At 63.6% G+C, this 24539-nt stretch carries 23 protein-coding genes; 13 read left to right on the top strand and 10 right to left on the bottom strand.

The window, feature by feature from the left end; translation table 11 throughout:
- Positions 1-55 precede the first annotated feature (55 nt).
- The 8 genes from K7H91_RS09230 to K7H91_RS09195 form a co-directional block, all read right to left on the bottom strand.
- Positions 56-514, bottom strand: coding sequence for a pyridoxamine 5'-phosphate oxidase family protein (locus tag K7H91_RS09230; RefSeq protein ID WP_230719934.1), 459 nt, complete (start codon positions 512-514; stop codon positions 56-58).
- Positions 515-668: 154 nt separating this feature from the next.
- Entirely contained in the window at positions 669-1310 is a 642-nt protein-coding gene (locus tag K7H91_RS09225) for a trimeric intracellular cation channel family protein (RefSeq protein WP_230719933.1), read from the bottom strand.
- A 108-nt stretch (positions 1311-1418) separates the two neighbouring features.
- Positions 1419-1847, bottom strand: a complete 429-nt coding sequence (nikR, locus tag K7H91_RS09220; protein ID WP_230719932.1) for a nickel-responsive transcriptional regulator NikR — start codon at positions 1845-1847, stop codon at positions 1419-1421.
- Between the two features lie 72 nt (positions 1848-1919).
- Positions 1920-2507, bottom strand: a complete 588-nt coding sequence (locus K7H91_RS09215; RefSeq protein WP_230719931.1) for an ABC transporter ATP-binding protein — start codon at positions 2505-2507, stop codon at positions 1920-1922.
- Positions 2500-3297, bottom strand: a complete 798-nt coding sequence (locus tag K7H91_RS09210) for an ATP-binding cassette domain-containing protein (RefSeq protein ID WP_230719930.1) — start codon at positions 3295-3297, stop codon at positions 2500-2502. Before K7H91_RS09210 ends, K7H91_RS09215 begins: the two co-directional genes overlap by 8 nt.
- A complete protein-coding gene (locus tag K7H91_RS09205) occupies positions 3294-4160 on the bottom strand; it encodes an ABC transporter permease (protein ID WP_230719929.1) in 867 nt (288 codons plus the stop codon). The genes K7H91_RS09210 and K7H91_RS09205 overlap by 4 nt, the downstream gene beginning before the upstream one ends.
- Positions 4153-5136, bottom strand: coding sequence for an ABC transporter permease (locus K7H91_RS09200; RefSeq protein ID WP_230719928.1), 984 nt, complete (start codon positions 5134-5136; stop codon positions 4153-4155). Before K7H91_RS09200 ends, K7H91_RS09205 begins: the two co-directional genes overlap by 8 nt.
- A gap of 28 nt (positions 5137-5164) precedes the next feature.
- Complete coding sequence (locus K7H91_RS09195; protein WP_230719927.1) at positions 5165-6721, bottom strand: ABC transporter substrate-binding protein; 1557 nt, start codon at positions 6719-6721, stop codon at positions 5165-5167.
- 433 nt (positions 6722-7154) lie between these two features.
- Between K7H91_RS09195 and K7H91_RS09190 the strand changes: the two genes are divergently transcribed.
- Positions 7155-7874, top strand: coding sequence for a helix-turn-helix transcriptional regulator (locus tag K7H91_RS09190; RefSeq protein ID WP_230719926.1), 720 nt, complete (start codon positions 7155-7157; stop codon positions 7872-7874).
- A gap of 49 nt (positions 7875-7923) precedes the next feature.
- Here K7H91_RS09190 and K7H91_RS09185 read toward each other — a convergent pair whose 3' ends face one another.
- On the bottom strand, positions 7924-9318 hold the full coding sequence (locus K7H91_RS09185) for a glutamate decarboxylase (protein WP_330165998.1): 1395 nt from the start codon (positions 9316-9318) through the stop codon (positions 7924-7926).
- A 212-nt stretch (positions 9319-9530) separates the two neighbouring features.
- On the opposite strand from K7H91_RS09185, the gene K7H91_RS09180 reads away from it, so the two are divergent.
- The 12 genes from K7H91_RS09180 (at position 9531) to K7H91_RS09125 (ending at position 23984) form a co-directional block, all read left to right on the top strand.
- Positions 9531-10556, top strand: coding sequence for a magnesium transporter (locus K7H91_RS09180; protein WP_230719925.1), 1026 nt, complete (start codon positions 9531-9533; stop codon positions 10554-10556).
- A gap of 105 nt (positions 10557-10661) precedes the next feature.
- Complete coding sequence (locus K7H91_RS09175) at positions 10662-11822, top strand: alpha/beta hydrolase (RefSeq protein ID WP_230719924.1); 1161 nt, start codon at positions 10662-10664, stop codon at positions 11820-11822.
- Positions 11823-11923: 101 nt separating this feature from the next.
- Positions 11924-13372 carry a metal-dependent hydrolase family protein gene (locus K7H91_RS09170; protein ID WP_230719923.1) on the top strand — a complete coding sequence of 483 codons (1449 nt, stop codon included), beginning with the start codon at positions 11924-11926 and terminating at the stop codon, positions 13370-13372.
- A 58-nt stretch (positions 13373-13430) separates the two neighbouring features.
- The gene (locus K7H91_RS09165) at positions 13431-14219 is read left to right on the top strand and encodes a YfaZ family protein (protein ID WP_230719922.1); all 789 of its coding nucleotides are present in this window, start codon (positions 13431-13433) and stop codon (positions 14217-14219) included.
- A gap of 184 nt (positions 14220-14403) precedes the next feature.
- Positions 14404-14598, top strand: a complete 195-nt coding sequence (locus tag K7H91_RS09160; RefSeq protein ID WP_026173124.1) for a YtcA family lipoprotein — start codon at positions 14404-14406, stop codon at positions 14596-14598.
- Between the two features lie 4 nt (positions 14599-14602).
- Positions 14603-15637, top strand: coding sequence for a multidrug transporter subunit MdtN (gene mdtN, locus K7H91_RS09155; protein ID WP_230719921.1), 1035 nt, complete (start codon positions 14603-14605; stop codon positions 15635-15637).
- Positions 15621-17480, top strand: coding sequence for an FUSC family protein (locus K7H91_RS09150; protein ID WP_230719920.1), 1860 nt, complete (start codon positions 15621-15623; stop codon positions 17478-17480). Before mdtN ends, K7H91_RS09150 begins: the two co-directional genes overlap by 17 nt.
- The gene (locus tag K7H91_RS09145; protein WP_230719919.1) at positions 17477-18970 is read left to right on the top strand and encodes a TolC family protein; all 1494 of its coding nucleotides are present in this window, start codon (positions 17477-17479) and stop codon (positions 18968-18970) included. Before K7H91_RS09150 ends, K7H91_RS09145 begins: the two co-directional genes overlap by 4 nt.
- Positions 18971-19026: 56 nt before the next feature.
- The gene (locus K7H91_RS09140; protein ID WP_230719918.1) at positions 19027-20139 is read left to right on the top strand and encodes a calcium:proton antiporter; all 1113 of its coding nucleotides are present in this window, start codon (positions 19027-19029) and stop codon (positions 20137-20139) included.
- 20 nt (positions 20140-20159) lie between these two features.
- Entirely contained in the window at positions 20160-21848 is a 1689-nt protein-coding gene (gene aspT / locus K7H91_RS09135) for an aspartate-alanine antiporter (RefSeq protein ID WP_419197469.1), read from the top strand.
- 16 nt (positions 21849-21864) lie between these two features.
- Positions 21865-22713 carry a YrhK family protein gene (locus K7H91_RS09130; RefSeq protein WP_230719916.1) on the top strand — a complete coding sequence of 283 codons (849 nt, stop codon included), beginning with the start codon at positions 21865-21867 and terminating at the stop codon, positions 22711-22713.
- 176 nt (positions 22714-22889) lie between these two features.
- Positions 22890-23984: a linear amide C-N hydrolase gene (locus tag K7H91_RS09125; protein WP_230719915.1), complete on the top strand. Its 1095-nt coding sequence runs from the start codon at positions 22890-22892 to the stop codon at positions 23982-23984.
- Positions 23985-24121: 137 nt separating this feature from the next.
- On the opposite strand, the gene K7H91_RS09120 is transcribed toward K7H91_RS09125, so the two are convergent.
- Positions 24122-24490, bottom strand: a complete 369-nt coding sequence (locus tag K7H91_RS09120; protein WP_230719914.1) for a winged helix-turn-helix transcriptional regulator — start codon at positions 24488-24490, stop codon at positions 24122-24124.
- Positions 24491-24539 lie beyond the last annotated feature (49 nt).

The following is a 24539-nucleotide window of genomic DNA, read 5'->3' as shown; positions in this document are numbered from 1 at the left end:
ATCAAGCCGCCACCAAAAACGTCGCAAGTGAGGCCGTTCAGGCCTCGATGGTTCGCTAGAAGCGGACCTCGAAGTGGTCACCCATATCGGGTTCCTCGTCCGTCACCTTGGCCTTTGCGATCTGGATGGCAAACCCGATCGAGCCCTTGGTGGCCCAGACCTCGGCGAAGTCGGGCGTAAACCGGATCAGACGGATGTCGGGATCGTCGATGCCATCGAACCAGCTCGAGGCAACCGGGTTCCAGAGCGCCTCGAGCTTTTCCCGGTCCTGGACCACCTCGGAGCGACCTTCCACGCGGGCATGCATCTCGCCATTGCCGGTGACGATCAGCGAACTTTCGGTCTCGCCCGCCTCGATCGCCTTCACCAGCTCGGTGCCCTTTGCGGTGATGAACCAGATCACGCCTTCCTTGTCATTGGGGTAGGGCGACATCGGCACATGGCGAGCCGAACCAATGCCCAGCATCGCGGCGCGGACATCGTCCATTTCTTTCCAGAATTCGGATTTTGACATTGTTTTCTCCTTTTGAAGAAAGAACGTCTTCCGTCCGAAAAAGTTGCCTGACGATTTTGCGGATTGCCGCACGAGGAGGCGTGTCGTGTCCAAGGGCGAGATCGAGGAATTTAGCCAAGGAAGGCCGGAGGCGTGTTGATATCCGTTGCTGAACTCAATGCAGATCGTGTTTGTAGACGAATTTCGGCATGCCCCAGCCGAAGCGGAGCGCCAGCAAACGCAGGCAGAGGCCGGCACTCAGAGCCAGTAGCAGGACGAGGTTGTGGTCGAGGCCAATCCGACCGCCGCCTGCGAAGATCGCAACCGTGATGACGGAGACGGTCGCATAAAGTTCCTTATGGAACAGCAGCGGGACATCGTTGCACAGGATATCCCGCAACACGCCGCCGACGCAGCCGGTGATCATGCCGGCGGCGACCACGACGAGAAACGGCTGATCGAGGCCGATGGCGATGTTGCTGCCGATAATGCTGAAGACAACAAGCCCGACCGCATCGAGAAAGAGAAAGAGGCGTTTCAGCCGATGCATGTGCCGTGCAATGATGATCGTCAGGATCGCGGCGCCGCCAGTCACCAAAAGAAGCTCCGGCGAACCAACCCATGAAAGCGGATGGTGGTCCAGAACCAGGTCCCGGACCGAGCCTCCCCCGAGCCCGGTGATACAGGCGAGCAAGATCACGCCGACCCAATCCATGCTGCGCCGCCCGGCCGCGAGCGCCGCGGTCATGGCTTCTGCTGCGAGGGCAACGAGATAGATGATGTGCAGGAGATAGAGCGTCGTCGGATCGGTAATCATGCCATGCTCCCGAACGATGTTATACCAAGAAAGCGGGATCGCGCCTGCCGCGCTGATATTGCCTTTACTGGCAAACGCCAGGAAATCCTGAGCGGCCGACAGAAACGGTCAGGCGTCCTCGCCGCCGGCATCATTGTCCTCCACCGGGATCAGCACCAGCTTGCCGTGGAGCACATGTCGCTCGGTGATCACGTGGTCGGCGAGATGTTTCACCATGCGCGGCTCGCCCCTGAGGATCGAGACCTCGAGGCAGCGGTCATGGTCGAGATGAACATGGGTGCTGACAATCGAGAGGTCGTGATCGTGGTGGAAGGTGTTGGTCAGCCGGCGCGCCAGATCGCGCGCTTCATGATCGTAGACATAACTCAACACGCCGATGCATTCCTCCACCGCGCCACTGTCGACGAGGGTCTGCTGCATGCCGGCGCGCGTCAGGTCGCGGATCGCTTCCGAGCGGTTCTGGTAGCCGCGTTCGCGAACGACCTTGTCCAGTTCGTCCATCAGATTGTCGTCGAGGGTTACGGTGACGCGCTGCATGGCTCGGTTCCTTCATTGCTTCGCCACCCCTTGATAGCCGCCTTCTCATCGTTCGCCAACCGGCAGAGAGGGTCAAAGCGTGACGAGGCGGCCGGACAGGCGGGCGAGCAGCGGACGGTCGTGGCTGATGACCAGCATGCCGAGATTGCGCTTGCGCACCGCGCCGATAAGGGCGTCCCAGATCTGGGCCTGGGTCAGCGGGTCGAGCGGCGCGGAGATCTCGTCGGCCACGAGGTATCTTGTGCGCGGACCGAGCGCGCGCAACACCGCGATGCGCTGAAGTTCCCCGCCCGAGATTTCGTGCGGAAAGCGGTCGTACCAACTCTTCGAAACGCCGAGCGCCTGCCGGGTCTCCTCGTCGGGCGACCAGCCCTCCGCAATGATCCGGCCCACCGTCCAGCGCGGGTCGACGGCGAAGATCGGCGACTGGTGGAGATACTGCACCGTGTTGTAGCCCTTCGCATGGGCCTTGCCATCGACCAGCACCTCGCCAGAGGCCGGCCTGTGGTAGCCGGCGAGAAGCCGCCCCAGCGTCGACTTGCCGGCGCCCGACCGGCCGGTGAGGCCGACGATCTCGCCCGGGCGGACAAAAATGTCGACCCCGTCGACCACCGGCGCTCTGACGCCATAACCGAACCGAACGCGTCTCGCCTCAAGCATGGTCGCCACCCCGAAACTCGTTCTGCGGCAGGGCCCGCCACAGCACGCGGGCATAGGCCGTGCGCAGCCCGCCGCCGCCGCCCGAAAACCCGGCGGCGTCTTCCTCGCCCTCGAGCCGGCCATCGCGAATCAGGCAGACCCGATCGGCATAGGCAAGCGCGGAGGCGAGCGAATGCGTGACCAGCAGAACGCCCTTGCCATCGCCGGCAAGCTTGCGAAGCCGCGCCAGCACGATATCAGCATTGTCGTCGTCGAGGCCGCTGGTGGGCTCGTCCGCGACGATCAGGTCCGGATCGCCGATGGTCGCAATCGCCATCAGCATGCGCCGCGCCATCCCGCCGGAAAGCTGGTGGGGAAAGGCATTGCCGGCTTTCTTGCCGAGCCCGAACTGCGCAAGGGTTGCGGCAAGGCGGGCATCATCCGCCGGCGCACCGGCCCGCCGCGCCGCCCAGCGAAGCTGGCTGATGCAGCGCGCCATCGGATCGAGATGGCTCACCGATTGCGGCATCAGGGCCATGCGTCGCCCCAGCAGGGCCGGCCGGCTCCGCTCATCGACCACCCGGCCTTCGAAGCGGATCGCACCTGTTGTGCAGGCATTGGGCGGCAGCACGCCGAACAGCGCATGGGCGATCAGGCTCTTGCCGCCGCCGGAAGCGCCGATCAGGGCAACCACCTCGCCGCGCCGCACCGAAAAGCCGATGCCGCTGACGACCGGCACCTCCCGCATCGAAAGCAGGCCGCTGTAGCGGCGGAAACCGATGCCGAAATCGTGGAAGGAAAGAAGCGTCATGTCTCTGCCGTCCTTGGATCGAGGATCAGACGAAGGCCGTTGCCGACGGCATCGAAGCAGAGCACCAGCGCCAGCAGGCTAAGGCCGGGAAACAGGCCCAGCCACCATTTTCCGGCGGTCAGATAGCGCATCGAATCCGCCAGCATCACGCCGATCGCCGGTCGCGTCGGGTCGAGGCCGAACCCGAGGAAGGTCAGGCTCGCCTCGTGCAGGATCGCATGCGGGAACATCAGCACCAGGCCGACCAGCATCTGCGGCAGCAGATGCGGCAGGATATGCCCAAATGCAATCGACGCCCAGGACCTGCCGAAATGGCGGGCCGCGACGACATAAGGCGCCTGCCGGATCTGCAGCACTTCGGCCCGCAATATCCGCGTCAGGCGCGGCCAGTGGGTCAGCGCGACCGCGAGCGTCACGGCAACAGGTCCGCCGCCGAGCGCAAAGCAGATCAGGATCAGCAGCACCAGGTGCGGCAGGCCGATGGCGGCGTCCACCAAAAGCGACACCAGCCCGTCGACCCACTTACCGCCGACGATGGAGACAATCGCCAGAACGGTGGCGATCAGCACCGAACAGGTCGAGGCCACAAGCCCGACCCAGAGGCTGGTGTTGAGGCCCTTCAAGGTGCGCGCCAACATGTCGTGGCCCATCTGGTCGGTTCCGAACCAGTGCTGCCAGTCCGGCGGCGACAGCCGGGCGGCGAAATCGGGGGCGACGCCCGCCGACCCCGCCATCAGCACGGCAACGGGAACGAACAGGATCAGCGCCAGCCCGAGCGAAGCGACCGACAGCGTCCAGACCCTGTTGCCCATGCGCGGCAGGATCATCGGTTCCTGCGCCGGCACGTGGAGGGTTTCAGCCATGCGCGCCTCCCGCCGTGAATTCCGCCTCCCGGATCCGCGGATCGACGAGATGATAGAGCATGTCGGCGATCATATTGCCGATCGACACGAACAAGGTGAGGAACAGGGTAATGGCGAGCAGCAGCGGCACGTCGCCCCGCACGCCTGCGGCGACCGCGGCCTGCCCGAGACCCGGATAGGCGAAGACCTGTTCCGCCAGGATCGAGCCGCCAAACAGTTCTCCAAGCGAGGCGAACAGGATGGTAATCGCCGGCAGCGCGGCATTGCGCACCCCGTGCCGAAGCACGACGTCCCATTTGCCGGCCCCCTGGGCGCGGGCGTAAAGGGCGGCGTCAAGTTGCAGGATCTCGGCGATCTTGGCCCGCGTGTGCAGCGCGACCTGCGCCACGCCGAGCAAAGTGAGGGCGGCGAGCGGCAGGGCGAGATGCTGCAGCCGCTCGGCGAAGGTGACATCGGCGGGCACGACGCCGAGCGGTCCGGCGCAACAGACCGGCGCCCAGCCGAGTTCCACGGAGAATACGATCAAGAGCAGGATCGCGATCCAGAAGGTCGGCGCGGAGGAAAGGAAATAGGCATAGAGCCGGATCACCCTGTCGGCCCAGGAACCCGAATTCGCGCCCGCGACGACGCCAAGCACAAAACCGAAAATGCCCGAAAACAGCCATGCCAGACCCACAAGCGGCAGCGAGGTCCAGAACCGCGCGGCAATCACCTCGGAGACCGGCGCATTGTAGATCATCGAATAGCCGAGATCGCCGTGCAGGAGGTTGCGCACCCACAGCGTGAACTGCGCCAGTGGCGGCTGGTCGAGCCCCCAGCGCGCCGCGATCAGGGCGCGCTGTTCGGGCCCGACCCGGGCGATATCGATGCCGAGATAGGCATTGACCGGATCGACCGGGGAGATTTTGGCGAGCGCGAAAGCGACAACGGCCACGAGAAGAAGCACGGCCGCAAGCCGCGCGAGGCGCGTGGCCACCAACCTCGGGACGGAGCTCAAGCCGGGGTTACTCACACGTCCATTTCCATTGTTCGATCATCGCGGTGATCGGCCATCCGTGGCCGTGCGGCTCGATCTGGGTATCGCCGATATCGAGGCATTCATTGACGAAATAGACGTGATCGAGATTGACGAGCCAGGCCCAGCCGGCAAGACCGCGCGCGGAAAAGCCCGTCTGCCCGTCCCATTCCGCCGCCTGCCAGTCGGGATAGGACACCTCGAGGCTTGCCGATTGCTGGGCATCGGCGAAATGGGCGTCGACGGTTCCGTCGGAAAAATAGCCGGGATTATAGAATTCGATGCCGCCCCAGGCGGAATTATAGAGGCTGTAGACCTCGAGCGGGCTGTGGCTGCCCCAGCCGAACATGACCGGCTGCTGATGGTCAAAGCGGCCGATCTGCTCCCAGGTCGCACCCAGCGGCCGGGCGGCGATCCCGAGCGATTTCAATTGTTCCGCCGTGACAACGGCAAGCGCCTGACGCACCGAATCGGAGGCCGGATAATAGATGTCGAACGCGGCCTTCACGCCGTCGCGAACGCGGATGCCGTCATCGCCGACGGTCCACCCCGCCTCGTCCAGCAAAGCGCGCGCGCCATCCGGATCATAGGCGACGGCGGCATCGGGATTGGACCAGGGCAAACCGTCCGCCGGTCCATAGGCCGGGCGGCCATAGCCGTTCAGCGCCACCTCGACAAGCTGCTCCCGGTCGACGCCGAGATTGACGGCGCGGCGGATGGCGAGATCGGACGTCACGTCGTTGCCAACCGTCTCGCCGTTCACCGCGCCGGGCGCGGTCATTGGAAAGGAAAGACCGCGATTGTCGACGGAGGGCACGATGACCTTCCGGAACCCGTCAATGTCGTCATCCGCCATCAACGCCGGCACGGAGACCATATCGACCTGACCGGTGCGGGCCGCTGCGAGACTGGTGTCCTCGCCCGAGAATACGAAGGTCAGACGTTCGAATTCCGGCTTCTGGCCATAATAATCCGGATTGGCCTCGACGATGAGCTGCTCACCTTCCGTCCAGGAGACCATCTTGAAGGGACCGGAGCCGACCGGGTTGCGGGCATAGCCGGGCCCATAGCCCTCCGACGGCACGATGCCGAGCGAATAGAAATTTTCCGAAAACGTTACCCAGGGGCGCTTCAGGCGGATTTCCACCGTCAGGTCGTCGATCGCCTCGGCGCTGTCCATCACCGTCAGGTCGAGCACGCCGCCGGCTTTGGCCGCCGCGTTGAAGGTGAAGGCCACGTCCTCGGCCGAAAGCGGCGTCCCGTCGCTGAAGGTCACGCCGGGCCGCAGAGTGATGGTCCAGACCAGCCTGTCGTCAGAAAGCGACCACGCGCTGGCGAGGTCGGGAACGGTTTCGAGCGCCGCATCGCGCTTCAGCAGGGTCGACTGAAACAGCGGATGGCCATAGCGCCCCCAGCCCAGCAGCGGATCATAGCCGGTATCCGGCTCGCCGCCGATGGCAAGGATCAGCTCGGATTTGGCGGCGGCGGGGACCGCGGCGGCGAGCACGCTCGATACGATCAACACACCTGCCCTGAAAACTGTCATGAAACGCCCCTGGTTCAATGAGTAAGCAGTTTAGTACGAACGAGTATGACGTCAAGACAAAAACATCATACTTTTCCGGAGGCTAGGGGAGATCTGGTCGCAGGAAAGGGTACGCGGAATCAGACGTTGAGACCGCAAGGGCCAGTTGGAGGCCGTCCGGCTTGACCCATTTCGACAGCTAAACGATACCGTGCAAAAGAGGAAACTGTCAGAATGGACAGTCGGGCGGAAAAACCGGAGACGTGATGATCCACGGGACCACAGACCGTCCGATGCGGGCCATATCCGTCATGCATCCGCTTCAAGCACGTCCTGCGCGCTTTCGATTTTCACGGCCGCTGCCCTAGCGTCGCGACGCATCGACTGTCAGAATTGACAGTGATCAATTTTAAACATTAGGATGATCTAATCTATAGAGTTTTCGGGGGACAACATGCTGAAATCGCTATCCAGAGACGTCACCAGAATCGCCTTTGCCGAAAGCCTTCCGGAGGTCAAGAATGCCTTCACACAGAGCCTGAACAGGCTGGGCTTCGTCAGCTACAACATCAGCGTCAACAAATCCTCCACCTCGGAGTTCATGGAAAAGCCGACCCTTACAACCTGGACGACAAAACAACTGGATACCTATGTCGACGACAAATGGCATCAACGCGATCCGCTGATGGAGCATCTGCATCAAAACAGGACGCCTCTCCTCTGGCACCTGACGACCTGGGATACGTCCAACAATCAGGACTACTGCGAATATATCCGTTTCCAGGGCATCATGGGCGGCTTGACGCTGTCGCTGCCAGCGCTCAACGGAAAGGCCAGTGCGATTACGCTTCTGTCCATCGACCCGACGCCGCAATCGCCTGACGTGATACCGGAGGTCACGATCCTGTCGAGCGTGGCAGTGGCGCGCCTGGCCGCCTTCAAGGAAGGCCAGTTCACCGAATATGATCTCCGCCGTTTCGAATTGCTGTCGGACCTTCAGGTGGAAATCCTGAGCTGGATGGCCAAAGGCAAGACCAACAACGAAATTTCCAGCATTGTCGGGCGCACCGAACGCGCCATCGCCTACCATGTGAGCGAGATTCTCGCCAAGCTCGACGTCACCTCGCGGGCCCAGGCGGCGGCCTTCTATGCCGCGATGGGTCACAGCGACTGACGGGACCGGCGCCGTCGCGCTTCAAGGGCGCGACGGTCGCCTTGCCGGCTCAATGATGGAAGCCGGAGGCCTCCTCCTCGGAGATCGACCTGGTGATCGGATGGGATTTGAAATAGTCCACCGACGCCTTGATGTCCCGGATCAGCAGCGAGCAGAGATCGATGCTGACGCCGTTGCGCACCAGAATGCGCTGCACCGCCTGATCCTGGCAATTGGCCGGAAGCGTGTAGGCCGGCACCTGCCAGCCGCGCGAACGCAGCCTGTCGGCAAGGTCGAACAGCGTGTATTCGGTCTTCACCCCCTCCTTGAGCTTCCATGACACCGCCGGAATGCCGCGCTTCATGTCGCCGTCGAACACGATATCGACGAGCCCTGTCTTTTCCAGCTCGTCGGCCAGATAGGCGGCGCTGCGATAGCAGGCCTCGTGCACCTTGCGGTAACCGTCACGACCGAGGCGGAGGAAATTATAGTACTGGCAGACGACCTGACCGCCGGGCCGCGAAAAGTTCAGCGTGATGTCGCGCATATTGCCGCCGAGATAGTTGACCCAGAAGATCATCTCCTCGGGCAGGTCCTGTTCCTCGCGCCACACGACCCAGCCCACGCCAAGCGGCGCCAGACCGAACTTGTGGCCGGAGGCGTTGATGGATTTCACTCGCGGAATCCGGAAATCCCATTCGAGCTCAGGGGCGCAGAACGGCGCGAGAAAGCCCCCGCTGGCGCCATCCACATGGATCGGGATATCCAGCCCGGTGCGTGCTTCAAGATCATCAAGCGCCTCCGCGACGGCCTTCACCGGCTCGTATTCGCCGGTAAATGTGACGCCAAGCGTCGGCACCACGCCGATCGTGTTCTCGTCGCAGAGCTTCAGAACCTCTTCGGGCGTCATCAGCAGCCGCCCGTTTTCCATCGGGATTTCGCGGTGCTCGATATCCCAGTAGCGCGTGAACTTGTGCCAGCAGATCTGCACCGGTCCGGTGATCAGGTTGGGCTTGTCGGTGGGCTTGCCCTCGGCCTTGCGCCGCGCTTCCCAGCGCCGCTTCATGGCGAGGCCGCCCAGCATCGCGGCTTCGGACGAACCGGTCGTCGAGGCCCCGGTCGCAGGCCCCTTGGGCGCGTTCCACAGATCGGCGAGCATGCTCACGCAGCGCGCCTCGATCTCGGCGGTCTGCGGATATTCGTCCTTGTCGACCATGTTCTTGTCGATGCAGTCGTCCATCAACTGGTGGACTTCGGGCTCTTCCCAGGTCTGGCAGAAGGTGGCGAGGTTCTGACGGGCATTGCCGTCCATCATCAACTCGTCCTTGACCGCGGCATAGGCCGAACGCGGCGCGCGGACTTTTTGCGGGAATTCCCTTTTTGGCAAAACGGTCAGGAAATCTGCAGAACCGTAGGTTTCGTCATTCGGATCGAACAGGTCGTCTTCGACGGATTTGTCAGCCACAGGTCTCTCCCCTAATCTGGAACCAGCAAAAGAAGTACCCAGCGGTTGACTTCGGGTCAAGGAGTGACGGTAAGCTGATACTGTCTGACGCTCGTCGTTTGCCGCGCTCGCGGCTTTCGAAAAACTTTAATGCTGGAGCGCTATTGCTGCGGCGCCGATGACCGGCAAAAAGCGCCGCAAGGCCTGTGACGAAGGAAATGGGGGACGACGAAATGACCGATATTGCCAGTTCCATGCTCGCGCCGGAACATCCGGTGGACGCGATCTGGGATGCCGCGCCGCTGCTGCTTGCCCCCGATCTCACCTGCCCGGAGGCGACGGATCGCTTTGCCAGCCGAAGCGGCGCCTTTCACACCAGCGCCTGCGTGGTCGATGGCGATGGCCGCCTGCTCGGCATTGTCAGCCTCAGGGACTGCCTCAACGGAAGCGGTCCCATCGAGCAGGTCATGACGACCAAGGTTCCGACCGTCAGGCGCGGTGAAGCCGGGGCCGAACGGACGGCCTATGACATGATCGACCGCGGGATCGACATCATGCCCGTGCTGGAACGGGATGGCCGCGTGGCCGGCGTGGTTCACGCCGAAAAGGCCAACGCCTTTCTGGTCGAGGAACTGCATGAGGACGCCGATCGCTGGGTCGGCATCGCGGGCGGGGTGAAGGATGATTATTTCGATCATACCGTCTGGTCCGACTTCCGCCGCCGGGTTCCCTGGGTGCTGGCGCTTGCCGTTGCGGGCCTTGCCGCCGGCTATGTGGTCCACATCTATGAGGATGCGCTCGACGCGCTGGTGATCCTCGCCCTCTATATGCCGATGGTCGCCGATACCGGCGGCAATGTCGGCACCCAGTCCGCGAGCCTTGTGACGCGCGCGCTCACGACCGGCGACGTCAAGACACGCGAGACGCTCTGGATATTATGGCGGGAGACACGCGTCTCACTGTTGATGGCCGGCACCTTGTTCCTGTTCGCCTTCCTGAAGGTGCTGCTGATCTCCAACGCCGCCGATGTGCCCGCCACGATGACGCTCGAGGGGATCGGCTTCGCAATCGCGATCGCGCTCGCCGCCCAGGTCATCTCCGCAACGCTGATCGGAGCGGTGCTGCCGCTGGTGGCCGTCGCCGTCCGGCAGGATCCGGCCGTCGTCTCCGGCCCGGCGCTGACCACCATTGTCGACCTCACCGGCCTGCTGCTCTACTTCACGATCACCGCCTCCATGCTTGGTCTGGCCGCGCCGTAAGCACACGCCATTGATTTTCGGCGGGTTCGTCCGTAGTAAAAACGCAAGGATGCGGCGGTGACTTTCCGCAGGACGTCAAATCACGACTTACCGGGAGCAGCGACAATGCGGATCGCGCGTTACGGCGGAAACGACATTGTGTCACAGCAGGAATTTGCAGATCCGCGCCGCATGCTGGCCGGCGCCCTGCGCGCGATCTCGCTTTGCCTGCTGCTGTTCGCGGTCGCCGGCTGCGGAAAGCGGCCCGGAACCGAAGTCCTCTATCCGCATCCCGATGCCGCCGCGCCCGCACGGACCGTGACGATCTATGTCGCGACCACGCGAGAGCCGGCCGAAAACCGCATCGAAGGGTACACGCGAGAGCGCGAAGACGAATTAAGCTATGCCGAATTCGTGATTTCGATCCCGCCGGACCATGTTCCCGGCGAGATCGAATGGCCGCTTTCCCGCAAGGCCCGCCCGGATGAGGATTTCACCGTGCTCCGCCATACGGCGCTTTCCCGGGCCGCATTCGACAGCCGGATCGGCAGGGCCGCCCGCGAAAGCGGCAAGGCGGCGATGTTCGTCCACGGCTTCAATGTCAGCTTCCAGGAGGCGGTGTTCCGGATCGCGCAGCTTTCGGCCGATTCCAACATATCCGGCGTGCCGATCCTGTTCTCCTGGCCCTCTCAGGCCCGCATCTTCGACTACGTGACCGACAAGGAATCCGCGACCTTCTCCCGCGACGGCCTGACGGACGTGCTGCAGCAGGTCACCGGCCAGCCGGGCGTGCGCTCGGTTCTCCTGTTCGGCCACAGCATGGGCGGCTGGCTGACCATGGAGGCGCTTCGCCAACTCAGCCTCGAGGGCGACGTCAAGGCGCTCAGAAAACTCAACGTCATCCTGGCGGCGCCCGATATCGACGAGGATGTGTTCGCCACCCAGGTCGAAGCCATCGGACCGCTCGATCCGCCGATGATGGTGATGGTTTCGAGCGACGATTACGCCTTGCGCGTATCGCGCCTTTTGCAGGGCAACCGCCAGCGCGCCGGCCAATTCGACATCACCGATCCGGAAGTCGTGGAAGCCGCCAAGGAGATGAATATCCTGCTTCTTGACATCTCCTCGATTTCCTCGACCGATGCCCTGCGCCACAGCCGCTACACCGCCATGGCGTCGCTATACAAAGAGTTGGAAGACACTGACGACATGGTGAGCAGCGGCTTCCGCCAGGCCGGCGGACGTTTCTTCGAACCGGCGCAGGCCGCAGCGACGCCTTCGCCCTGAACGCGCCTTCGGCGTGTGCCGTTTCGGGATCGCCGCCTTGCAATCGCGGCGATCTTCCCAAACAATCGTCCCCAAGATCGTCACAGCCTCGGGAGGAAAAAATGCGCGCCGGCTCCAAATACCAGCACCTTGTCCACCATGCAGGCTGCCCTTGCCACACGCCGGAGGTGATCCGGCTGAATGAGCGGCTGATGCAGGGCGTCAACCGGCGCTCGGTGCTCAAGGCCATCATCGGGGCGGCTGCGGCCAGCGCGTTCGCCTCGGTCCCGGCCTTCGCGCAGGACGGCGAACGGGCGATCCTGTTTTCGAATGTCCGGGTGTTTGATGGCCTTTCCAATGCGCTCATCGAAGGCCGCAACGTGCTCGTGCGCGGCAATCGCATCGAGGCGCTGGTCCCGGTCAGCGAGGATATCGCCAATGTCGACGTCATCGATTGCGGCAACCGGGTCTTGATTCCGGGCCTGATCGATTCCCACTGGCATTCGCTGCTCTGCGCCATTCCGATGCAGACCGCCATGGCCGCGCAGGTTCCCTATGTTCATCTGGTAGCCGCCAACGAATCGGAAAAGACTCTGATGCGCGGCTTCACCACGGTGCGCGATGTCGGCGGCCCGTCCTTCGCCCTGAAGCGCGCGATCGACGGCGGAAAGGCGGTCGGCCCGCGCATCTACCCCTCCGGCGCGATGATCTCCCAGACCTCCGGCCATGGCGATTTCCGCATGGAATACGAGATCCCTGCCTCCGACCAGAGCAATCTCAGCCATGCCGAGGAGGCCGGCATTTCATCGATCGCCAACGGCGTGCCGCAGGTCCTGAACCGCGTGCGCGAGCAGTTGCTGCTCGGCGCCAGCCAGATCAAGATCATGACCGGCGGCGGCGTGTCCTCGCTCTACGACCCCGTGCCGAGCCTGCAATTCACGCCGGATGAAATCCGCGCCGCGGTGCAGGCGGCAACCGACTGGGGCACCTATGTCTGCACCCATGTCTACACCGCAAAGGGCATTCGCCGTTCGATCGACAACGGCGTCCAGTGCATCGAGCATGGCCAGCTTGCCGATGAGGAGACGGTGCGGATGATGCTCGACAAGGGCATCTGGTGGAGCATCCAGCCCTTCCTCGGCGGCGAGTTCGCCAACCCGATGAGCACCGACAAGCAACGCGGCGAGCAGCAGATGATTGCCGAGGGCACGAGACGCTGTTTCGAATGGGCGCAGAAGTTCAATTTCGAGCGCATGGTGTGGGGCACCGATATCCTGTTCAACCCGGCCAAAACCGAAACGCAAGGGGCCCAGCTCGCAAGACTGTCGGAATGGTTCTCGCCGGCAGAGGTGCTGAAGCTCGCGACCAGCCGCAGCGGCGAACTGCTGGCGCTGTCGGGCGAGCGCAACCCCTATGACGGTCGTCTCGGCGTGATCGAAAAGGGCGCTTTCGCGGACATGCTGCTGGTCGATGGCAATCCGCTTGAAAATATCGCTCTGGTTGCAAATCCGGACAATTTCGCGGTAATCATGAAGGACGGCCGCATTTTCAAGAACAGCCTGCATGGCTAGACAATTGGGGGCACATTTGAAGTCCGTTTTATTTGCCTTGTCGGCTTTGGCATGCCCGATGGCCCTGACCGCGGAGGCAGCCGACCTGTCGGCCGCACCGCCCGCGTCGCAGCCGACAGCCGTGATGGAGACGCCGGCCGAGGGCTGGCAATTCGAGATCACGCCCTATGTCTGGATGACCGGGATGTCTGGCGATGTATCGCCCTTCCGGCGGGCGCCCACCGTCCATATCGACAGCAGCTTCTCGGATATCCTCGAGGAACTGAATATCGCCGGTTTCGCCAATGCCTGGGGGACCAACGGTGCGTTCGGCTTCTACGCCGACCTGATGTATGTCGACACCACCGCGAACGAGGCCTCCGGCCCGGTGGCGATCCCGGCTTACGGCATCACCGTGCCCGGTATCGACGTCAGCGTCGACAGCAAGCTCTTTTCCGGCGCGTTGTTTGGCGGTGTGCGGCTTGCCGAAACCGATGCCTTCCGCCTCGATGCGCTTGGCGGCATCCGCTTCGCGCATCTCACCACGGAGGTCACGGCCTCTATCCCCTCGGTCCCGCGCGGCTACAGCGCGAAAAGCGAATTCGGCTGGGTCGATCCCGCCCTCGGGTTCCGGATGGCCTATGATGCCGGCGACCGCGTCAGCCTCGTCGGCCAGGCCGATGTCGGCGGCTTCTCGGTGGGCTCGGACCTGACATGGCAGGCGATGGCCACGGTCAACTACCGGATCACGAAAGCGACCGCGCTTTCCTTCGGCTACAGATACATGTCCATCGACTACGATGATGACGGGCATGTCTTCGACACCGTCCTGCAAGGCCCGACGGTCGGACTGAGCTTCCGGTTCTAGCCCCAGACTGTCAGCCCTGACGGTTGACAGGCTTTCCTGCTATGCAGGATAGTCATTCCTGCGCCACAACCCTCGGGGCGGAAAAATAACAAGACTGGGTGCTTGCGTGCGTATAACGGGTTCAATGCTTCTCCTCATGGCGGGAATTTTCACGCCTTTTCGCGCATTCGCGAGCAGCAGTCCCGTGATTCCATTCTTCGGCGCCTATTTCCCGTCCTGGATCGCCTGTTCGCTGATCGGCATTTTCGGCGCTGTTATCGTCCGGCTCGTATTCATCAAGATCGGGCTCGATGACGTGATGCCCGTGCGGGTGATCGTCTACCTGTTCCTGGCAATCGCCATCGGGCTTGCCGCCTCCCTCATCCTGTTCGGACGGTAGAGCCATGCTGAGCCCAAAGACCGCCGCCCTCGCCCTCATCCCCGTCGTCGTCATCGGCGCAACCGCCTTTCTCGGCTGGAAACACATGGCCCGGATGGGCGCCGATATCCTGTCGCAGGACGCCACGCTGACGGCCCCGATCACCCAGATTTCCTCCACCGTTCCCGGCCGGATCTCGGAGATCCATGTCGCGGAGAACGACAAGGTCGAGAAGGGACAATTGCTGTTCGAGATCGAGGACGAATCCTACCGCCTCCTCGTGGTCCAGGCCGAAGGCGACCTGAAGGCCGCCGAGGCGATGCACGAGACCCAGAAACGCAATATCGACGCCGAGGCGGCGAACGCCGAGATCGCCCTGCAGCAGATCGAACGCGCCCGCGTCAATCTTGAACTGGCGCAGGAAACGCTCGACCGCCTGCTGCCGCTCCAGCCCAAGGGCTACGTCACCGATCAGGAAGTTCAGGACGCGCGCACGGCCAAGCGCGATGCCGAAGTCTCGCTCGAACAGGCCCTGCAGCAGAGCAAGGCCGCCGACGCGCTGGTTTCCTCCCCCGAGGAGACGCTGGCCCTGATCCAGAGCCGGCAGGCGGCGCTCGATATCGCCCGGCGCAATCTCGCCAACACGAAGATTTACGCGCCCCATGATGGCCGCGTGGTCGGGCTGACGACATCGAGCGGCCAGTTCGTGGCCTCCGGCGCGCCGCTGTTCACGCTGGTCAACACCGGCGATTGGTACGCCTCCGCCCTCTACCGGGAGGCCGAACTGGAAAAACTGCCGGCGGGCACCTGCGCCTCGGTCTATGTGATGGCCGACCGATCCGTCGAGATCAAGGGCGTGGTGCAGGGCATCGGCTGGGGCGTGGTCTCCGGCGGCGAGATAGACATTCCGAGCGCCCTTCCCTACGTGCCGAAGGAGCTCGACTGGGTCCGGATCGCGCAGCGCTTTCCGGTGCGCATCAAGCTTATCGATCCGCCGGAAAACCTGATGCGCATCGGCGCATCCGCCTCGACAGTGGTTCGCCATGGCGAGCACTGCTGAGCGCAGCGACTTCAGGCGGCGGTCCCACCGCCTGATCGAGGACCTGATGCCGTTTCCGGGGCGGCTCAGGCTGTCCCTGTCGATCGGCGCGATCTGCGCGATCTCGACCGTGCTGTCGATGATGTACCATTTTCCGGAAGCGGCCATCGGCTGCTATCTGGTGATCTTCCTGATGCGCGCCAACGCCGCCGAGAACGTCGTCACCGGCATCGGCATTATCATCGCGGTCAGCCTCGTGGTGTTCCTGCTGATCGGCATCATCAACCTCACCATCGATTTTCCACCGGCGCAGATCGCGGCGATCGTGATCGCCTCGTTCATCTTCCTCTATCTCGATTCCGCTACCAAGGCCGGCGAGCAGGCCGGTATCGTGGCCCTCGTCATCGCTTTCGTGCTGACGCTCCTCGGCAATGTGCCGATCGGCGAGATCGCGACCCGCGCCGTGCTCTACGCCTGGGCGATGGTGTTCGTGCCGATGGCGGTGATGGCGGTCTACAACCTCCTGTTCGGCATCCCGCCGCAAAAGCTGTTGCGGGAAGCCATCGCCGAGCGGCTGGAGAAATCCGCCGATGTTCTCGAAGGAAGGGAGGACGCCCGGGAAAAGCTGATGGACCTCATCGGAGAGGGAACCGCCGAACAGGAAAAGCGACTTCTGCTGATCAAGCTGCTCTCCATCCTGCGCGGCCCGGCCTATGCGTTTCTGGAGCGGACGCAGTCCCACAGCTACCGCCTGATGCTGGCCGTCTCGGCCCTGCCGGAGGAAGGCCCCGCGGAAGAGGCTGATCCAGCGCGGCAACGGCTTGCGGCGCACTGCCGCGCGCTTGCCGCGGCGGTGCTGTCCAGGAAGGACCTCCCCGAATCTGAACCCGTTGCCGACCTGCCGGTGGAGTTTAAACCGGTCGCCGGCGCACTCGCCGATATCAGCCGGGTCGCACCGCTTGAAAAGGGCGCCCCGGTTGATGATCCGCCGGTCGCGCCCGACATTTTTTCTCATCCGCGCCACCTGCATTTCGCGCTGAAAACGACGCTTGCCGCCGTCACCTGCTTCTTCATCTATACCGCGATCGACTGGCAGGGCATCCACACCGCGATGATCACCTGCTATGTCGCGGCGCTCGGCACCACCGGCGACACCGTCCACAAACTGGTGCTGCGCATCACCGGCTGCCTGATCGGAGCATTTTTCGGGCTGCTCGCCATCCTTTTCGTCATTCCGCAACTCGATTCGGTCGGCGGACTGGCCTTCCTGATCTTCGCCGTCGTGTCGCTTGCCGCCTGGGTTTCCACAGGCAATGAGCGCATCTCCTATGGCGGCGTGCAGATCGCGCTCGCCTTCCTGCTGACGGTGATCCAGGGCTTCGGGCCCGGCACCAGCCTGAGTGCCGCCAGCGACCGCATCATCGGTATCCTGCTCGGCAATGCCGTGGTCTATGTGATCTTCACCAATATCTGGCCGGTCAGCGTCAAGGACGAGGTGAAGCGGCGCACGGCGGCGGCAATCGCCAAGCTGAAATCGCTCGCAAACGCTGACCAGCCGGTTCGCCAGGCCTCCACCGGGCTCGTCGCATCGATCCAGACCGACCTCGGCGTTATCAGGGAAGCGGTTGACATGGCCTCCTATGAACCGCGACATATGCGTCCGGGGAAAACCGAGCGCGAAACCTATCGTAGCGACGCCGCCATGTTGGAGGACCTGTCGCTGGCGCTTTATTTCAGGCCCGTGGTCGATGATGAGACATGGTCGCGGCTGGCTGTTGCGGAGCGACGCATCGATGCGGGGGAGACCGCCGCAACGGATGAAACGACCGGGATGGAAGAGGCGGGAACGGGAGAGAGCCGATGAGACGACATCTGATGCCTGCCCTCGGCCGCGGCGCGTTTCTCGCCATGATGCTGGCGCTTTCCGGCTGCGTCGCTGATACGCTCGCGCTCGCCCCGCAATCACCCGACGCGCAATGGCAGCCCGGTGACGGCGACTCCGCCGGCGAGATGCGCCGGCAGGCCGAGACAAGCGGCGCACTGGCGCTCACAGCGCCGGCGGTGGACGAAAGCCGGCTCTACAGCCTGCCGCAACTGATCGACCTCGCCCAGCGCAGCAATCCCGAGACCCGCGTCGCCTGGGAACAGGCCCGGCAGGCAGCGCTCGCCGTCGGCATGGCTGAGGCGACCTATCTGCCGGTGATCACCGCCAATGTCATCGGCGGCAGCAACGAGAATGCCGCCGAACTGCCGATCCCGATCGGCGGCAATGCCTATTTCAACTCCAATATCAACGGCGTCGTGCCGTTCATGGCGCTGCAGTGGCTGGCCTTCGATTTCGGTGGCCGCAGCGCGGTGGTGGAAGGGGCGAAGCAATTGTCGCTGGCCGCCAACTACCAGTTCAATGCCACGCACCAGCGCCTGATCTTCGAGGTCACCAGCGCCTTTCACGATTACAACGCCGCCCGCGCCCACAGCCGCGCCGCCGGCCAGGCGCTTGCCAACAGCCGCACGGTTTACGACGCGATCAGGGCGCGGCGCGAGCGCGGGCTCGCCACCTCGGTCGATCTCGCCCAGGCCGAGCAGATCGTGGCGCAGGAGGAACTGCGCGTGGTCCAGGCGCGCGGCAGCGAACAGGATACCTATCAGGCGCTGCTCGGCGCGGTTGGCGTCTCGCCGATGACCAAGCTGAAGATCGAGGACACCAAGGATCGCAGGCTTCCGCGCGCATCCAGCATGCCGACCGAGACGATGATCGAGATCGCGCTGGCCAACCGTCCCGATATCTTCGCCGGCTATGCTGCGCTGGAGGCGAGCCGTCAGGGCGTCAAGAAGGCAAAGGCGGACTTCTTGCCGAAGATCGGCGTCTTCGGCACGCTCTCCACCTATGAGACCCAACTCGATGCCGCCGGCCTGCCCGCGGTGGAAAACAGTGGCCTCAACGGCAACATCATGTTCGGCGCCACCATCCCGCTTTACGACGCCGGCATGCGCGACGCCAACCTGAAGCAGGCCCAAAGCCGGGTCGAGGCCGCGGAGCGCAATTTCGACCAGCTGAAGGATGCCGCCGCCCGCGAAATCGTGGTCGCCTCCAACGCGCTGACAACCGCGATCCAGGCCAATGATTCCGCCGTCAAGCTGCGGCAGGCGGCCTACAAGACCTATGATTCGGCGCTCGAATCCTACCAGAACGGCGTCGGCACGGTTTCCGCGCTCGCCACGGCGCAAAACGGCCTTCTCGACGCCCGGCTCGCCGAGGGCGATGCGCGCGAGGCGGCCTTCACGGCCGCGGCCAACCTCGCCTTCGTGCTCGGCACATCGACCAGCGCGATTCCCGCCGGAACGCCACGATAACAGAACGCCAGTTCCGGCAACGTGACCGGAACAGACAGCCGAGAAGAGAGAAACGCATGCACGCCCGCAATTCGATCCCCCGGTGGAGCCTGTTGCTGCCTATCGCCGCCTTCGCATGGGCCGCGCTTGAGATCACGGGCGTGCTGCACGACACCGCCATGGTGTTCGTGTTGCCCGCGATCCTGCTTCTCGGCGGCTCGGTATTCGCCTCGGTGCTGCATGCCGAGGTGCTGGGCGCCAGGCTCGGCGAGCCGATGGGCTCGATCATCCTCGCCTGTTGCGTGACGCTGATCGAGGTCGCGTTGATCATCTCGATCATGCTGTCCGGCATCGAGGGCGGGGAGGAAGTCGCCCGCGACACGGTGTTCGCCGCGGTGATGATCGTGCTGAACGGTATCATCGGCCTCTGCCTCGTGCGCGGCGGCCGGATCTATCACGAGCAGAGCTTCAAGCTGCCCGCCGCCTCGGCGGCGCTCGCCGTGCTCGGCACGCTCTCGACGCTCGCCTTCGTGCTCCCCAATTTCGCGATTTCCGGCGCGGACAGGCAATATTCCTGGGCGCAGCTTCTGGTCATCAGCCTGTGCTGCCTGACGCTTTATGGCGTGTTCCTGTTCGTCCAGACCGTGCGCCACCGCAACTATTTCGTCGACGACGCCGATGAGGCGCCGCCAGCCGGCGAAGACTTCTTCCCCGAGCACCCCGAAAAGCCGTCCGCACGAATGACCGCGATCAGTGCCGTCATGCTGCCGGTGTCGCTGCTGGTGGTGATTCTGCTCGCCGAGGCGCTGTCGCATCCGCTTGATCTCGCCATCACCGCAGCCGGCCTGCCGCATGCGCTCGTCGGCGTCGTGATCGCGGCGCTCGTGCTGTTGCCGGAAGGCATCTCCTCGGTGCAGGCGGCGGCGCGAAACCGGATCCAGCAAAGCATCAACCTGGTGCTGGGTTCGGCGCTCGCCAGCATCGGCATGTCGATCCCGATCGTCGCGCTGGTGTCGATCTTCATCGGCCAGCAGCTCACCCTCGGCCTCGAGCCGGAACAGATGGTGATGCTGCTTCTGACCCTGTTCGTGAGCACGCTCACGCTCGGCACGGGACGGACGACGGTGCTGCAGGGCGCGGTTCACCTCGTCATCTTCGTCGTCTTCGTCCTGTTGACGCTGGTGCCTTGAAAACGGAGTGAATGCATAACATGCTCGACTGGCTGGCAACCACGCTGCGTGAAAACGTGGAAATCCCCCTCTTCCTTGCCCTGTTCGCGGGCTACACTCTCGGACGGGTCAAGATCGCGGGGATTTCGCTTGGCGATGTCACGGCGACGCTGCTAGCAGCATTGGTGATCGGCCAGATCGGCATCACCGTCTCGAACGACGTGAAGACGGTGTTCTTCGTGTTCTACCTGTTCGCCGTCGGCTACAGCGCCGGGCCGCAATTCGTGCGCGGCCTCTTTTCCGGCGGCCTGCAACAGGCGGCCTTCGCCGCGCTCGTCTGCCTCATGAGCCTCGGCGCGGTCTATCTCGCCGTCCGTCTTGCCGGCTATGACGTCGGTATCGCCGCCGGGCTCTACGCCGGCTCGACAACGACATCATCCGCTCTCGGCCTTTCCCAGACCGCGATCGGGCAATCGGCGATCTCCGCCGCCGCCAAGACCAGCGCCAACCAGATCCTCCCCGCCGCCTTCTCCATCAGCTATGTGATCGGCACATTCGGCTCGGTGGTGATGCTCGGCATCCTCGGCCCCAAGCTGATGCGGGTCGACATTGCCGCCGCCTGCCGGGACTATATCCGGCGGGTGGGCGGCGCCGGCGACCGCAGCGGCCGGGGTACGGCCTGGCATCAATATGTCGCGCGCGCCTACCGCGTCGATGAGGGCGCGCCGCTCGACGGGTTGACGGTCTTTGCGGCCGAGCATTTCTTCAAGGGGCACCGCCTGTTCATTGCCCGCCTGCGCCGGGACGGCGCGATCACCGAGGCCACGGCCGACACGGTTATCAAGCCGGGCGATGTCCTTGCCTTCGCCGGCGAACGCCACGTGCTCCTCGGCGAGATCGGCCGGGTGCTGGCCGAGGTCGACGACGCCGAGCTTCTCGGCGTCCAGGTCGAGGGCACGGACATTCTGGTGACGGCGAAGAACATTCACCGCAAGTCGCTCGCCGAACTCGCCCACATGCCCGAGACGCGCGGGATATTCCTCACCGGCATCCGGCGCGGCGCCATGTCGGTCGATATACCGATCCTGCCCGATACCAGGCTCTATCGCGGCGATGTCGTCACCGTGGTCGGGCGCTCGGCGGATATTTCGGCGGTGGCGAAGACGTTCGGCTATCTCGATCGCGAGACCAACCGCGCCGACATCGCCTTCATCGCGGCCGCCATCATCGTCGGCGCGCTGATCGGTTCGCTGACGCTTCGGGTCGGCTCGGTTCCGCTGACGCTGTCGACCGCCGGCGGCGTGCTGCTGGTCGGCCTGATGTTCGGCTGGCTGCGCTCGATCCGTCCCGCCTTCGGCAGGGTGCCGCAGGCAACGACCTGGTTCATGAACTCGATCGGGCTCAACATGTTCATCGCCGTCGTTGGCCTGTCGGCAGGGCCGAGCGTGATCGCGGGATTGAAGGAACTCGGCTTCGTCTTCGTGCTGTGGAGCATTTTCGCGGCCGCGCTGCCGATGCTGCTGTCGATCTATATCGGCAAATACATCTTCCGCTTCGATGATGCGATCCTGCTCGGCTGCTGCGCCGGCGCGCGCACGGCCGCCGCTCCGCTTGGCATGATCACCGACAAGGCGGAAAGCCAGGTGCCGTCTCTCGGCTTTTCGGTCCCCTACGCGACATCGAGCACGATCCTGACCCTGTTCGGCATCGTGATCGTGCTGATAAGCTGATGGTGCGGACGCGATGATGAACCAGAAAGCCCGGAACCCCGCCAAAGAGCCCCATGAAGAGGCGCGCGGCCCCTGGCCGTTCGTGACGCTCCGCCGGTATCACAGGGCCGGAAGACCGCTGCTGTGGCTTGCCCGCGACCACCGCAAGGGCCTGTTCCGGGAACGGCGGGCGCTGGAACACACCCGGGCGGCGCCCTGGCACACAGCGCGCTACAACTGGATCATGGGGCTGATCTTCTGCATCGGCTCGTTCCTGTTCATGCTCGGCAGCGTGCTGGCGCTATCTCCCTCGCTGACCAAAGGCCTGCCGGACTGGACGGCCAATGTCACCTTCTTCGCCGGCTCGATCCCGTTTACAACCGCCGCCTATCTTCAGCTTTTCCAGGCGGCCAATGCCGACGACACCTACACCAGCGGCGCGAAGCGGCCCAACCTGTTCGGATGGGACCCGAAAAGCGTCGGCTGGATCAGCGCCGCGACCCAGTTCGTGGGCACCGTCGCCTTCAACTTCAACACCTTCGACGCCATCAAGGCCCCGTCCGGCTGGCTGATGCAGAATACGGTGATCTGGCTGCCGGGCATGATCGGCTCAGTGCTGTTCCTGGTCTCGGCCTATCTCGCCTATATCGAGACCAGCCATGCGCACGACATCCGCCCACGGCGCGAGATCGCCTGGTGGATCGTCGCGATCAATCTTCTGGGCTGCATCGCCTTCATGATCGCCTCGACGGTCGCCTATGTGCCCCGCGGCACAGACCCACAATGGGCGCTCGATGCCTCCAACGCCAATCTCTGGTTCGGGGCCTTCTGCTTTTTCGTCGCCGCCGCGCTGAGCATGGTCGAGGCGCGCCACGCGGCGCATTGAACAATGGCGTCTGATATGCTGAAACCGACAGGACAAGGGGGAGATCGGATGACGGACAAGGGCCATGCCGACTGTTCGATCGGACAGTGCACGAAAACACGCCGTCACGGTAATCTGACCCGCCTTCGGTAACCGCAAACGACCCACCAGGCCAGCAAAGCTTCAAAGAGGATACCATGTGCACATCGCTTCTTCTCAAAGACCTTTCGGGCTCCGTCTATGCCGGGCGCACGCTCGAACTGCCCGTGGAACTGCCCTATCTCGTCGCGTTCCTGCCGAAGGGCACGAAGCTTTCATCGAAGGCCGGCAACCACGCGCCGCTGAATTACGACTGCAAATATGACGTGTTCGGCATCGTCGTGCCCAATGGCAGCGCGGACGACCTCAAGGTCGTCGAGGGCCTGAACGACGCCGGGCTCAACTTCAGCCTGCTCGCCTTTTCCGAGACCCATGGACCGGACGACACGTTTGCCGCCGAGGTGCCGGTGCTTTCCGCCATCGATCTCGGCGCATGGATGCTGGCGCGGTTTTCCACGGTCGCCGAGGTCAAGACCGCACTGGAGGAGCAGCCCGTCCTCGTGGATCCGCTGGCCGCCCTTGGCGGCGTCGTTCCGCCGTTCCACTACACCGTTCACGACAAGACCGGCGCGTCGATCGTGATCGAGTTCTTCGACGGCGAGCGCCATGTGTTCGACAATCCGACCGGGGTGATGACCAACAGCCCGCGCTTCGACTGGCATCTGACCAACCTCAACAACTATACCCATCTCAGCAATGTCGACCATTCCAACGCGACCTTTCTCGGCCAGGACTTCATCCAGCCGGATTCGGGCATCGCCACGGTTACGCTGCCCTCCTCCGACACCGCCGTCGATCGCTTCGTGCGCGCGGTCTATTACGCCAATTTCTCCGAAAAGACCGACGGGCAGGAAGCGACGATAAGGCAGCTCGGCCACGTGATGAACAAGTTCGACCGCCCCAAGGGCGCCTCGGTCTATTCAAGCGCCAAGGCCAGCGCCCTGACCAAATCGGCAGGCGACCTGACGGGCCAGTCCGCCGGCACCCCGCCCGAATTCATTACCGAATATACCTCGTGGATCACCCTGATCGACCTCGCCCGCGGCGCCGTCTTCGTCCGAACCTATAACAGTCTCGGCTATGTAAAGTTCGATCTGGCGACACTGAAGGAGAAGGCATCAACGCCGAAAATCATACCGCTGAACGCCCTGGACCAAACCGCCGGGGATGCTCTCGATCTGATCGCCGTGTGATGTGCTACCGGCCGGGGCGCTTCGGATAAAAAGGAAAGCGGTTCTGTTTTAACCTGAAGGGCTCAGTCGATCTCGCCGAGAGGCGCGCATTTTCCGGCCACGGCATCAGCATCGGCTCTATTGCCCCGGTGAATGCATCAAGGCTTACGGTTGTCGTAACGGACGCGATTGTCCGCAATCGCGCCACGGTGGGCCGCCGCCCAATCGGCGAGATGCTTTGCCGTGTCGGACAGGGAATGTCCGAGCGGCGTCAGGGCGTATGCGACCTGTGGCGGCGTGGTGTGGCGCACGCTGCGTTCGATCATGCCGTCCCGTTCCAGCGTCTTGAGCGTCCTGGTCAACATCTGCTGCGAAATGCCGCCGACGCGCCGCTTGATTTCGTTGAAGCGGCGTGGCCCTGAGCGAAGCGCGACGACCACCTGGATCGTCCACTTGTCGCCGATGCGGCTGAGAATATCGCTGACGGCGCGGCAATCGGCGCCGGCGGTGTTCACGGTCATATCCATCTGACCTGCTCCGGAATTTATGCTTTTGACGGTACTTTTTAAGTCCCAT

Origin of the sequence: Martelella mediterranea (assembly GCF_021021415.1) — a bacterium.
Taxonomy (GTDB): Bacteria; Pseudomonadota; Alphaproteobacteria; order Rhizobiales; family Rhizobiaceae; genus Martelella; species Martelella mediterranea_C.
This window is presented reverse-complemented; position numbering and strand designations above follow the sequence as displayed.

Bases quoted from the DNA above. Each gene is read 5' to 3' on its own strand.
- K7H91_RS09230 (WP_230719934.1), bottom strand. From the start codon at position 514: ATGTCAAAATCCGAATTCTGGAAAGAAATGGACGATGTCCGCGCCGCG.
- K7H91_RS09225 (WP_230719933.1), bottom strand. From the start codon at position 1,310: ATGATTACCGATCCGACGACGCTCTATCTCCTGCACATCATCTATCTC.
- nikR (WP_230719932.1), bottom strand. From the start codon at position 1,847: ATGCAGCGCGTCACCGTAACCCTCGACGACAATCTGATGGACGAACTG.
- K7H91_RS09215 (WP_230719931.1), bottom strand. From the start codon at position 2,507: ATGCTTGAGGCGAGACGCGTTCGGTTCGGTTATGGCGTCAGAGCGCCG.
- K7H91_RS09210 (WP_230719930.1), bottom strand. From the start codon at position 3,297: ATGACGCTTCTTTCCTTCCACGATTTCGGCATCGGTTTCCGCCGCTAC.
- K7H91_RS09205 (WP_230719929.1), bottom strand. From the start codon at position 4,160: ATGGCTGAAACCCTCCACGTGCCGGCGCAGGAACCGATGATCCTGCCG.
- K7H91_RS09195 (WP_230719927.1), bottom strand. From the start codon at position 6,721: ATGACAGTTTTCAGGGCAGGTGTGTTGATCGTATCGAGCGTGCTCGCC.
- K7H91_RS09190 (WP_230719926.1), top strand. From the start codon at position 7,155: ATGCTGAAATCGCTATCCAGAGACGTCACCAGAATCGCCTTTGCCGAA.
- K7H91_RS09180 (WP_230719925.1), top strand. From the start codon at position 9,531: ATGACCGATATTGCCAGTTCCATGCTCGCGCCGGAACATCCGGTGGAC.
- K7H91_RS09175 (WP_230719924.1), top strand. From the start codon at position 10,662: ATGCGGATCGCGCGTTACGGCGGAAACGACATTGTGTCACAGCAGGAA.
- K7H91_RS09170 (WP_230719923.1), top strand. From the start codon at position 11,924: ATGCGCGCCGGCTCCAAATACCAGCACCTTGTCCACCATGCAGGCTGC.
- K7H91_RS09165 (WP_230719922.1), top strand. From the start codon at position 13,431: ATGGCCCTGACCGCGGAGGCAGCCGACCTGTCGGCCGCACCGCCCGCG.
- mdtN (WP_230719921.1), top strand. From the start codon at position 14,603: ATGCTGAGCCCAAAGACCGCCGCCCTCGCCCTCATCCCCGTCGTCGTC.
- K7H91_RS09150 (WP_230719920.1), top strand. From the start codon at position 15,621: ATGGCGAGCACTGCTGAGCGCAGCGACTTCAGGCGGCGGTCCCACCGC.
- K7H91_RS09145 (WP_230719919.1), top strand. From the start codon at position 17,477: ATGAGACGACATCTGATGCCTGCCCTCGGCCGCGGCGCGTTTCTCGCC.
- K7H91_RS09140 (WP_230719918.1), top strand. From the start codon at position 19,027: ATGCACGCCCGCAATTCGATCCCCCGGTGGAGCCTGTTGCTGCCTATC.
- aspT (WP_419197469.1), top strand. From the start codon at position 20,160: ATGCTCGACTGGCTGGCAACCACGCTGCGTGAAAACGTGGAAATCCCC.
- K7H91_RS09130 (WP_230719916.1), top strand. From the start codon at position 21,865: ATGAACCAGAAAGCCCGGAACCCCGCCAAAGAGCCCCATGAAGAGGCG.
- K7H91_RS09125 (WP_230719915.1), top strand. From the start codon at position 22,890: ATGTGCACATCGCTTCTTCTCAAAGACCTTTCGGGCTCCGTCTATGCC.
- K7H91_RS09120 (WP_230719914.1), bottom strand. From the start codon at position 24,490: ATGGATATGACCGTGAACACCGCCGGCGCCGATTGCCGCGCCGTCAGC.